Raw genomic sequence first — 13,031 nt, 5'->3', positions numbered from 1 at the left:
TTAAATTCAAAATCATTAACACAAGGGTTATTTATTTAAATATTTCAAAATATTCGGGATGATAAAATTATACTCAAACTATACAAAACATATTATCAATTACAGTCAATCTCTATCATATCTTCTATAAACATGACAACACCCTATAAACACTACTATTTTAAAGCTATTACGTAATTTTTTACTGCAAAAGTAAAGACATAAAAAAACTGTGATTTTTAACAAAACCACAGTTTTTTATACAAACACAATGTGTATAAATATTATTTTAATTTTTGTTCTAAATCTCTCATTTCAATAACTTGATATTCTTTTTTTTTAATTTCCATCAGGTTTAACCAAATCATATTTGGTACTCATTGGCACAGTCCAGTTTTCAATTTTAGAAGGCTTGTTTGGATTGTAGTCTGTAAAATTCTGGTTGATGTATTTTGAAATATCTAAGTTTAATTCCTTTATCCCTTTTAACACACATAGGGCAATTTCATTGGCTCCAAAACTATTAAAATGTGTGTTATCGCTTAATGCTTTGGTCTGATTAGGAAAAGTATTGGCTGGATAATGTACCAATGCATTTTTAGAATATTCAACACCCCAAGCTTCATAAGCCTTGGTAGTCATTTTGGTTACATCAATTAAATACACATCTAATTCTTTGGCTACTTTTCTCATGGCAGCAGGAAAATCTCCATGCGTTTCTTCTAAAGTACCATCATCATTAAAATGACGTCTTTGTGTTGGAGTTACCAAAACAGGTATTCCTCCTTTTTCTTTAGCTCTGGTTACAAATTCTCTTAATAAATCTGAGTATGACCCCCAAGCACCATGTTCTTTTCCTTTTCTTTTTTCATCGTTATGACCAAACTCTACAAAAAGATAATCACCTGGTTTTATTACCTCTAAAATTTTTTCTAATCTATTTCCATATTCAAAAGAAACCAAAGCCAACCCAGATGCTGCGTAATTAGACACTGTTACATCACTAGTAAAATAATTGGTAATAAACTGTCCCCAAGAAGCCCATGGTTCATTATTTTGATCTGTAACCGTAGAATCTCCTGCTAAAAACATAGTAACTACATTGGATGCTGGTGTTATTTTAAGACTTTGAACTCTTAAGTTCCCTAAAAACTCAAAAGTTAGTTTATCGTCCCAACCTAAAGTTCCTATTTCTCTAGATTTTAATTTAACACCTCTTTTATTCCCTTTAATTTTTGTTCCTCTTAATGTTACTGTAAAAGTTTTTGTTACTGTTTCATTTTCTAAGGTTTCTATTTGATTTAACATCAATCTTCTTGCCTCTGCTTTAACAGTTGTTTTTGCCTTTTTTTCTCCTCCTAAAACAACTTCTACTTTATAATTACCTGCTGGTACTTTCACAGAAAAATAAACAGATTTTTCACTAGAAAATGAAGTATTGTTTATCTCTATATCTTTTTCAGTAGCATAATCAAAACCGTAGCCTAAGTCTTTTGAGTAAGCTATTTTTTGATCTATGATTACTCCTGTGTTTTTCTCTATCTTTTTTCCGAAATTATATGTTTGTGATTGTACACTAAAAATGGTTGATAAACTAAACAGTAACAACCAAAGTATTTTTATTTTTTTCATTTTTATGTCTTTTATCTTTAACCCATTGTGCATTTGTATTAAAAAATAAATTACAGATGTCCGTTCTAGTAATATTTTCTGAGATAAGGAAGGAAAAATTGTATCGAGAACTAATTTTACTAATATCAAACTCTGATTTCGATACAAATTTCACTCAATCTGACAAATATTGTTACAAATGCACAACGGGTATCTTTAATATTTGTAATTACATAAAAAGCTTTTACCCGTCAAGAATAGTTAAAACTATATAGACGGGTAATCACCTACCAATTACTAAAATTATATTCTATTCATTAATTTTTAATAGCCTCGTAAATTTCTATCTCTACAACAGGAAATTTTTGTGTAGAAGCATTACTTTCTTCTAAACCTGCTTTGTCTACTTTTCCGGTAATTTCAACCAACTCCATAGCATCACTATCTTCAGTATTTCCTGTTAACTCCAGTTGTACTTTTTTACCTTTTGTTGGTTTAACATCTAGGGTAACATACCCTAAATTACGAGGTGTTTTTCCTTCAAAAGCAACCTTATCGTCAACATATACTTTTACAGGGTAAGACCTAGTTCTCCATCCTGATAGTTTTAAGACTACCTGACTAACCAATGCTTCTCTTTCTAACTCGTATTCTATGCTAGAAGATTCTTCCTTTTCATTTGTCCAACTTGTCAATTCATCATCATCATAACTTAGTGCCACTTCTGCTTGATTAGATACTGATTTAGCACCAACAATTTTAATAGGGGTTCTTTTTACTGTATATGATGGCTTATTAGGTGTAGCTCCTTTTCCTAAATATGAAGCTAATGAAGTTGATAAAGACAACTTAGATAGTTCATTAATATCTACCTTTTTAGTTTCTATAGAAAGATCATCGCTTTTTAAACCATTAGATGATACTTTAATTTTAATTTCTCCGGCTTGTTGAGTTGACTTTATAAAAACTCTATTAACACCACACTCTACAGGTATGGTAGATGCTCCAATATAATTGTCTGGTCCTTGAGCTATTCCACCTACAAAAACACCTTCTCCTTTAACTTTAAAGTCAACCTTGTTTAATGCTGTAGGACAACGGTTCCCTTCTTTATCTACTACTTCAACCTGAACCATAGCATAATCATTTCCATTTGCAAATACTCCTGCTGGATTTATAATACTACTTAACTTTAATTTGTATGCTTTTCCTGCTGTTTTAATGATATCTTCACAAACATTAGTTCCTTTTTGATTATAACCTACAGCTTTTATTTCTCCACTTTTAAAAGCAACATCTTTAAAAGTAAACAAGAACCTTTTACTTTGTTTTCCTTTTCCTAAACTCTTTCCGTTTACAAACAATTCAACTTCATCGGCAGTAGAAACAACCGTAATATCTTTGACCACTCCTGGTTTATAATTCCAGTGTCCTAGAATATGTGCTTTAGGAGTATCTGTATCAACCCAACCATCCCAAATTACTTGATGTGAATAAAAACCATCTTTAGGAATTCGCATTGGATCTACCTCTCCACTTCTTCTGTAATTTTCGGCTCCTCTGTAATGTGTATTGGTATCACTAAAAATAATATTGACTCCTCCTGAACTTACTCTTTCTCCTGTTCCTGGTCTCATTTCCCAGTAATCATACCAACGTACTACATTTTCTATAGCTGCTGCATCTTGATTTTGATTGTAAGAACTTGCATCTTTTACTTTTGATCCATTTATATTATGTGCATAAGTTCCTCCTGTACCTTCTTTATGATAAGGTGGTGTAAACTCATCCCAGTATTTACGTAATCCTTCATTTCTATTGTACTCTGTAGCCCAAAAAGGAATATCTGCACTTTTATTGATGTACAACATTTCTCCTCCATATTCTGCTACCTTACTATCTAACATTTCTCTACTTCCAATGGCACGTCCTCCATAAGCATCGTATTGATTCCTGATGTTTTTCATTTCTTGCATATGGCTTTCTGAAATACTTTCATTACCACATTCATAAAACACAACACTAGGATTGTTTCTATTATAGATAATGGCATCTCTCATTAGTTCTAAACGTTGTTGCCATCTACGACCACGTACATCAGATTCTGCATCTCCTGCAGGCATGGCTTGTAACAATCCTACTCTATCACATGACTCAACATCTTGTTTCCATGGTGTAACGTGCATCCATCTTACCAAGTTGGCATTACTTTCTACCATTAATTGATTGCTATAATCGCTTAACCAAGCAGGTACAGACATTCCTAAAGAGGGCCATTCATTACTGGTACGTTGAGCATACCCCTTCATCATAATTACCCTATCGTTTAAGTACACCATTCCTTTTTTAAACTCCGTTTTACGAAAACCAGTACGAATAGTTACTTTATCTACAGTTTTGTTGTTAACCAATACCTCACTGGTTACGTTGTATAAGTAACCGTATCCCCAACTCCAAAAATTCAGGTTCTCTATTTCTTTCTCCGCTTTTAAATCTCTCATCCCATTTGGAGACATGGTACATGGATCTCCTAAAAAGGTAGCCACTGTTTTACCATCCATATCTTTTACAGATATTTTTAACTGAGCATCTATTGGTTGTTTTGATTCATTTTTTACTTGTGAACTTACATTGATTACTGCTTTTTTAGACTTGATATCAAAATCTGTAGCATATACATAAGTTCCGGTAGTTCCTAATGTTGAGTACAAAGGCAATGTTTGATACACTTTAGGTTTTATGTGTAAATAAACATTCTTTGGAATACCTCCATAATTAGCATTAAAGTTTTTATCATTCCATTGGTATCCAGAACCGGTTAACTTTTCTTTGTATTTCCAATCATTATCTGTTTTAACAGCTATAACATTTTCTTGCGGATAGGGTTTTACAAAAGGTGTTAAGTCTAAACCTAAAGCCATGACTCCGTTTTCATGTCTTCCAATATATTTTCCGTTGATGTAAAACTCCCCCATATGTCTAACCCCTTCAAACTCTACAAACACTTTTTTGTCTTTACTGTTTTCGGGTAGGGTAAATGTTTTTCTATACCATACTATACTAGTGGGTAATTCTGCTATATCTACCTTAAATGCTTCTTTTTGATTCCATGCATATGGTAAATTTACTTGCTCCCATTTACCATCATTATAACTCTCTTTTGAAGCTTCTTCTACATTCCCTACATGTAACCTCCATCCATAATTAAAATTATATTTTTCTTCTTGAGAAAACGATGATTGTATAAATGCGATACATCCTACAACAACTAAAAAAATCTTACTAATTTTCATGTATTTCACTTTATTTATTCCTACTTATTTGGTTTTATATTCTCTAAAAATAATTCACAAATTCAAAAGTAAGTTAAACACTTTCCTATGGATATATCAATACATGTCAATATTTATCACTACCAATCAAAAAACAAGAAGTGATAGGTTATAAAAAACACTAAGAGTATAAAGGAGCAAATACAAAATAGAATTTAACAAAACAGTAGTTTTAACTTAGTTTTAAATACCAACTTTATACCTCTACTTTAACTTTTGTTCTTTTTTAAATAATTGCTTGGACTAGAACCAAAATGTTTAGAAAAAGTTCTAGAAAAATTAGAAGGTTCTGTAAAACCTGTCTCATAGGCTATTTGAGAAATATTTAAATCGGAATTAATTAACAACTCTTGAGCGTGATCCATTTTTACACGAGTAATAAATTCATGAACCGTACTACCACTAATTGCTTTTAATTTTCTGTATAATTGACTCTGACTTACTTTCATCAATTCTGCTAATGTTTCTGTACTAAAATCAGGATTTTTAATTTCTTGTTTTACAAAATCTGTAATTCGTTTTAGAAAAATATGGTCTAAGTCTGGTAAATCTTTTTGTAAATCATTTATAGATTTTACACTAGCTAATTGTTTTTGTAATATAGCTCGGTTGTCTAAAACACTCTTAATTTGTGCTTTTAAAATATCTACATTAAAAGGTTTGGTTATATATGCTTCTGCTCCGTATTGATAGCCTTCTATTTGATTTTCATCAGAATCTTTAGCCGTTAGCAATATAACTGGAATATGTGATGTGTTTTGATTTAATTTTAAATGTTTACACATATCAATCCCTTCCATAATTGGCATCATAACATCTGATATAATTATATCAGGAATGTGTTTTACAGCAGCGTTTAATCCTTTTTTTCCATCATATTCTTGTAACAAAGTAAATTGACTTTCTAACTCCTTACTTAAATAAGTTTGTACATCAGCATTGTCTTCTACTATAAGTAATGTAGGTTTTTTAGACTCAATACTTTTTTTCTTAATTGTTATATTCGTTAAATGATGTTCCTCTTTTTCGGTATTTACTTGCTCACTTTTTACAAAAGGTAATTTTATTGAAACCAAAGTTCCTTTTTGTGGTTCACTATCTAACTTTAAAGTTCCACCTAAAATATCAACGAGATTTTTGGTTAAAGAAAGTCCTATTCCCGATGAATTTCCATGAAAAGGCCTTGCCCCAACATTGTTAAAGGGGTTAAATATTTTTGATATTGACAAAGCATCAATACCTATTCCACTATCTTTTATTTTTATTTTTAAAGTAGATTTTTTGCTATTTAGTTTTACCGAAAATAAAACACTACCTCTGTCGGGAGTATATTTAAAAGCATTTGATAAAATATTCATTAATATTTGTTCTACTTTTTCTATATCTATATAACAATTAAGTGGAGTGTCATCTACCTCCACATCAAAGCTAATTTTTCTGTTTTCTGCAATAAGTTTAAATGAACTATAACAGTCATCAACTAAACTTTTAAAATTACAATGGGTGTTATTAACTTTTAACTTTCCTTTTTCTGATTTTCTAAAGTCTAATATTTGATTGATAAGCCTAGCTAAATTCTGCACATTTCTATTAACAATAGATAGATATACTTTTTTATCCTCACTATTCAATTCTCCTTCTTGTAATTTTTTTAAAGGCCCTGAAATTAAGGTTAATGGCGTTTTTAGTTCATGTGAAACACTTGTAAAAAAAGCTAATTTTTCTTTATTTAATTCTGCCTGTTGTTTTCTACTTAAACGCTCTAATTTAATTTCATTCTTTAAACGGTCTCTGTATAAAATTTCTCTAAAAATCCAAAATAAAATAACCGATACTAATATCACAAACATTATTTTTGCCCATGTAGTAGCATACCAAGGTCCTAAAACATGTACCTGTATGGTGGTAGGAATTGTTTTTAAGGAAGACACCAACTTAACTTTAAAAATATATTTACCTGGAGGTACTTTATTGTAAGAAATTTTATGATTTGTAGTTTTCATCCAATTATCATCATATCCTTGTAACTGATATTCAAAAACTTCTTTAGAAGATGTTCTAAAATTTAACGAGGAGAACTCAATACTAAAACTTTTATTATCATGAGAAAGCTCTATAAATTCCGTTTGGTCTAATGTCTTTGTTAATATTCCTTCTTTAGGTGTAGGAATTACTTTTTCATTGCCAACATACAATGTTTTTAATACAATTTTTTTATTTCCATTTACAACCGCTTTTATTTTTTTTGGATTGAAAGACACATACCCATTTTTTGCTCCAAAATAAATTTGATGACTTATAGTGTCTTTATAAACAGCTCTTTCCCAAAAACTCCACGACCCAAAAGAATCCTCTTTTTGATAATTAATCACTTTTTCAGTCCTCTTGTCTAACATAGAGATACCATCTTTATGGGCTATCCATAAATTTCCTGTTTCATCATCTGTTATAGATGAAATATAAGTTGCTTTTGCTTCGTATTGCAACTTAACCTCTTTAGCCTTAATGGGTTTATCTTTTAAATTTAATTTATATAAACCCTCACTAGTTCCTGCCCACGTAATTCCTTTGGTATCTTGATAAAGTGTGTAAATTATTTTGGCAGGTACACTCGTGTTAATTCCTTTTGATAATAAGGGAACATCTATAGAAGCTTGTTGATTTCCATCAATTTTTAATGGTATTATACCACTACCTTCCGTAGCCAATAATAAATGTTGATGATCTACAAATAATATATCTGTAACACTGTGATTTTTTATTTCCTTCTCAAAATTATAAACTGTGATTTCATTACTTTTTAAATTAACTGTAGCAACTCCATCATACAAACCGACCCATAAAGTACTGTTATTTACAGATGCCATTGCATAAACTGAAAAAGGTAGTTCTCTATCAGTATAAAGTGTTTTATTAAATATAGGCTGTATTTTGTTATTTGTAATATTATAGTATTCTAAACCATTAACCCCACCTATCCAAATTCCGCCTTTTTTATCTTTAAAAAGTGTACGAACAAAATTTATTTCGCTATTTGATTTATAAAAAGGATGTTTTACGTCTAAAACTCCATTTTCATCATAAATTAAAACTCCCTCATCAGTTCCCAACCAAATTCTATCTTTGGTTTTAAGAATGGTTCTAACTGTTATTAATTTTGATTTTTCTGTGTTTGGCCTATAAGTATAATGTAAATTAAATGGATTTCTATTTGCATTTGCTTTGTATACATCTCCATTTCTGGCTCCTAACCAAATAATATTTTCATCATCTATATAAAAAGAGGAAATATAATCATCTAACAACCTACCTGGCTGGTTGATATCTGCTAAATATTTAAACTCTTTTCCAGATTCAATATCTTTTGAGGTAAACAAATGTGAGGATAAATAATAGACTTTACCATTAACTACTCTATCTCTATTTCTTTTATTATGAGAAAAAACCAACTGATTTTTAACACTTTCTGGTACCTCTACATCCTCAACAGTACTAAAGTTATTTAGCTGATAATTAAACTTCACATATTTTCTATCAAAAGTTAAAAACCATAATCCATACTGTTTATCAGAAACAATGTTTCTAATTCTATTGTTAGGAATTGAACTACTATCATTAGGTTTATGAGTATATAAATCAAATGATTTTCCATCATATCTATAGGCTCCGTTCCAACTTCCAAACCATATATAACCAATAGAATCTTTTGCAATACCATGTATAGAAGTAATAGGGCTTATTTCATTTCCCGTAACTTTTTCAAAAAAAAGATTTTGAGAAGTTATTCGATTAAAAAAAAGCAAACAAAACAAAAAAAACAAACATTTAGTTTTGTTAACCTCCCTACCAAATACATAAACCATATTTAAACATTTTAGATCTTTAAAATAAATAATTCTCATCTAGAATTTTTGATTGCTACTTTTTATGATCATCAACTATCATAAAACAAAAGTCTTAATTTTAAAAATAGCTAAATAATTTAAACCTGTGTATCAATCCTAAAAACATACCTATCAAAAACAATCAATAATTATCAATATCATTCTTAAGATCTTTATTTTAATGATGTTTGCCTAATTATATGCTAAAACTGATAAAAAACCATTAAAGGAAAACCCAGAGTAGAACTCTACTCTGGGTTTTTGATACATAATTCATTACTTAAATTTTACTTATTTGAATTTGCTTTCAATTCTTATATTATATCTAATAAGTTTTTAATAGACCTTCAAGCTCTTTTTGTGTTATTCCTATAATACTACCATGACGAATACCACTTGGGAATTCAACATTTTCATTATAATAAGGCTTTTTATGGTTGGTTACTCTTTCCCAATTTTTAAAGTCTGGAGAAGTTAACAAACCAAACCCATTATTTCCTCTATAATAATCCCATGTGATTCCATATTCATTGGAATTGTTTAAACGAAAAGCATAAGGTCCCTCAACATTTTCCTTGGTTAGTTGATATGGATCTGAATATGGTCCCAAAGCATTCTTAGAACTAGCTACCCAAATTCCATTTTTACGATAAATTAATTTATACAATCCATTTACTTTAATGATGTTGGCATCTAAAATACCATCACTATCATCACTGTATAAAATTTTAGGTTCTGAGAATTTTATAAAATCCTTAGTGGTAGCATAATAAATAGAAGCCGTTTTCCATTCGTTATTAATTTCTGCTGTCCAATAAATAAAATACAAATCATTTTCCTCATCATAAGCCAACTCTGGAGCCCAAGTTTTTGAAGCGTTTTTAGGAGCAACATCAACAAGACGTTCATTTTCCCAATGAATTAAATCATTTGAATCCCAAACCGTCAATGGGCGGTTTTTCCACGATACAGTTGCCACCATATGATAAATGCCTTTTTGATCTTGAAAAACCATAGGATCTCTAATTAATTTATCATCAAAAGATGCAGATAAAATTGGTTTACCGTTATTAATTTCTTTGAATAAAAACTCATCTGTTGCTATGGCATAATACATGTGTTTTTCATCCTTAGCTTTCATATAGGCTGCTAAATACGCTACTTTGGGTTCTTTTTTATCGTTACTTTTTTTTGTGGTTTTGCACCCACAACAAGCTACAATAAAAATAAACGTTATTATTCTTTTTATGAATGTCATTATTTTCAGGTTATTACTTTTTACTTCTTTTTCTGATTATAGTTATTACCTACATTAAAACCTTACTTATTTTGATTAGAATTTGGTTTCAATTCATCGGGACTGTCTTTGGTAAAAGTATCAAACAGTTCTTTTGATGGTGAGTTAAACACTTCTTCTATGGTTTCTATACGCAATTCATGTTTAGGTTGAAATTTATCAGAATCCATATAATGAATCAATGATTGATATAATTGTAAAGAAGCAGGTTTGTTTTTTACCTCTGAAGAAATATCTGCACTAGAAACTATTATTTTTCCCTTTCCTACTTTGGCTTCAAAAACCAAAGCCAATCTTCTGTTCATAAACCAAGTATCTATAGGCTGAATTAATGGACGGAAATCTGCTGGAAAATCTTCAAGATTCATTACTTGTGCCCTATTCTGAATTTCCCACCATTGTAAATCACTATGATAACTTGTAGGGAAATCTGCAAAAGCAGGACTTTCTTCCTGAATCAACATTCCGGTAACATGTGGCGGTCTCATTTTAAACCATGAGGTATTCCAAAAAACTGGCTGAAAGTACATTTGTACTTCTTTTCCTTTTACCACTTGCCCAGCTGCATTTAAAAACACCTTTCCTCCTTTTGCTAATATTTCTTTAGCTTTTGCATCTAAGCTTGTGGTATAATAAACCGTAGAAACCGCTTTTTGCTTTGCTACTGGATACACCCAAAAATCCCAATCATTTACAAAGTCGGTTCCTTGAACACTGACTTCTAAATTTAACTTTGATGCTTTTTGAATATCTCCTAACGGAAAGGCTAAAGAACCTACAAACATTCCATTTCCATTTTTATACGTTTTGGCCTCAAACTGATTAGATTTTAAAACTTCTCCTTCTTCATTTTTAATCGTCCAAGTAATCACTGTATTTTGTAAAGGAGCTTTTCCTGAATGGAACAACTCAACAGTTGCTTTAAAGGTTTCATTATTTTGATATACAAATTTTGGAATTTCAGCCAAAGGAACAGTTTGATTACAAAACCTTGAATACTCCTTTGCTGATACATATCCTTTTTCATCCCAAAAAGCATCTAAAACACCTATAATAGCAGAACCTTGTCCTGGAAAATCTTGTAAACCTAACAATTGAAAACCAGCATAACCTGGGGTTCTTAACATTTTTTCTATATCAGTTTTATAACTCAACACTTGTAATTTTCCCGAAGCGTTTAAAAAGTCTTTTGCCTGATCTCCCATATGATGATCTGTCAAATCTTGTTGAAACATTTCAAAATTTTTGGCTTTGTAAACACCTGTATATTTTTTGATTTCATCAAAATTTGGAAACACACAATACTGCCCCACTTCATGAGCCACAAACGGAACTGTAAAAGGAGCAATTCCTTTGCTAAAATCTTCTACCGTTTCGGGTCTGTGACTCTTCCAATTCACACCTCTTACTCCACCACGAACCTGAAATTCTGCATTAGGCACTACTGGCCAACTACCTCCAACAGACATTCCTGTATATACATGTCTGCTGTCTTTTTCTTTCCAAAAATTTACAAACTTATTTAAGTAAGAAACCTGATTTCCCGAAGGTTCATTTCCAGCTGATAACATCACAAAAGAGGCATAATTCCCATAGAACTTATTCATTCTTAAAGTCTCATCATAAATATATTGATCTATAGGCTGACCTCTTCCTAACTTAGGTCCGTGATTGGTCCAAGTAGGCCCTTCTGGCTGTAAATAAATCCCTACCAAATCTGCCGCCATAAAAGCTGCTTCTGGCGGACACCAAGAGTGAAAACGAACATGGTTCAATCCAAAATTTTTCGCTTGATTAAATATTTTTTTCCAAGCATCAACCGTTGTGGCAGGGTACCCTGTTAATGGAAACTCACAATTGTTTAAAGTTCCTCTTAAAAAAACAGGAGTTCCATTGATTAAAAACTGATTTCCTTTAATGCTAAATTCTCGCATTCCAAAAGTTACCTCTTTACTTTGTTTTACTTTTTTAGAAATCAATGATACTTCTAAACGATACAAAGCGGGATCAAACTCATCCCAAGTCAACATTCCTTTTCCAAATGGAAGTTCTATACTTACAGTTTTATTCTCGTTTTTAGACAGGATTACTTTTGCACTAATTTCTTTTGTTTTATCAGACTTTTCAGAATTAAAACTTTTGGCCTGTACACAAATTTTCCCTTTAAAGTTTTGGTCAGAGGTATTCTGAACCTGAATAACAATCTTTGCCTTTTTGTTCCTAACATCAGGATACACTTGTACATCTTCTAAATATACAGAGGCAAAAGATTCTAAAGCAATTTTACCAATAATACCATTCCAATTTCCTTGGGTGTGGTCACTAATACTATGAGAATCGGGTCCTACATTAACTTTATCTCTGTTATCAACCCTAATAGTAATTCTTTGTTTTCCTGGTTTCAAAAAAGCACTTAAATCATATTCATGAGGAGCTACCAAAGAGTTTTGTAACCCAACCTCTTGTTCATTAATCCAAACACGAGTTTCTATATGTGTTCTTTCTAAATGTAAAATAACATGATTCCCTTTCCAGTTTTCAGGAATATTTACTTCTTTTTGATACCAAGCGGCTCCCACATAATGTTTGACAGGTGTTAACCAAAAAGGAATATGAATATTATCAGGCTGACGGTATTTTTCTAGGTTAGCTCTAAAATAAAAAGAACTATCATAAATAGTACCTGTCCAATTGGTACTTAAGGTAATATCATCACCTTTTAGGTTCTTAGCCATAGAACCCGGTAATTTTACAATCTCTTTTAAATCTCTTTTAAACCACTCGGCTAAAATTCCTTCGTCATTTCTATCTATTTCAAAACGCCAAGTTCCTTTTAAGTCAATTTCATCTCCCTCTTTAAAACTACTTAGTGTAAAAACAGTGATGAATAAAAGACTGAAATACAAATACTTTTTTACCATGTTATCT

The 13,031-nt window shown here is 30.9% G+C and carries 5 protein-coding genes; all 5 read right to left on the bottom strand.

Annotated elements, in window-relative coordinates:
- Positions 1-318 precede the first annotated feature (318 nt).
- Positions 319-1,611: a rhamnogalacturonan acetylesterase gene (locus tag ACXGQT_RS14900; RefSeq protein ID WP_457829365.1), complete on the bottom strand. Its 1,293-nt coding sequence runs from the start codon at positions 1,609-1,611 to the stop codon at positions 319-321.
- Between the two features lie 296 nt (positions 1,612-1,907).
- On the bottom strand, positions 1,908-4,883 hold the full coding sequence (locus ACXGQT_RS14895; RefSeq protein WP_457829364.1) for a glycoside hydrolase family 2 protein: 2,976 nt from the start codon (positions 4,881-4,883) through the stop codon (positions 1,908-1,910).
- Between the two features lie 248 nt (positions 4,884-5,131).
- Positions 5,132-8,824: a hybrid sensor histidine kinase/response regulator transcription factor gene (locus ACXGQT_RS14890; RefSeq protein ID WP_457829363.1), complete on the bottom strand. Its 3,693-nt coding sequence runs from the start codon at positions 8,822-8,824 to the stop codon at positions 5,132-5,134.
- Positions 8,825-9,131: 307 nt separating this feature from the next.
- Positions 9,132-10,064 carry a glycoside hydrolase family 43 protein gene (locus tag ACXGQT_RS14885; protein WP_457829362.1) on the bottom strand — a complete coding sequence of 311 codons (933 nt, stop codon included), beginning with the start codon at positions 10,062-10,064 and terminating at the stop codon, positions 9,132-9,134.
- Between the two features lie 62 nt (positions 10,065-10,126).
- Positions 10,127-13,024, bottom strand: a complete 2,898-nt coding sequence (locus ACXGQT_RS14880; RefSeq protein WP_457829361.1) for an exo-beta-1,4-galactosidase — start codon at positions 13,022-13,024, stop codon at positions 10,127-10,129.
- Positions 13,025-13,031 lie beyond the last annotated feature (7 nt).

It is taken from the genome of Wenyingzhuangia sp. IMCC45467, assembly GCF_054111205.1.
Note: the sequence above shows the minus strand (reverse complement) of the source record. Positions and strands in the feature narration are given on the sequence as shown.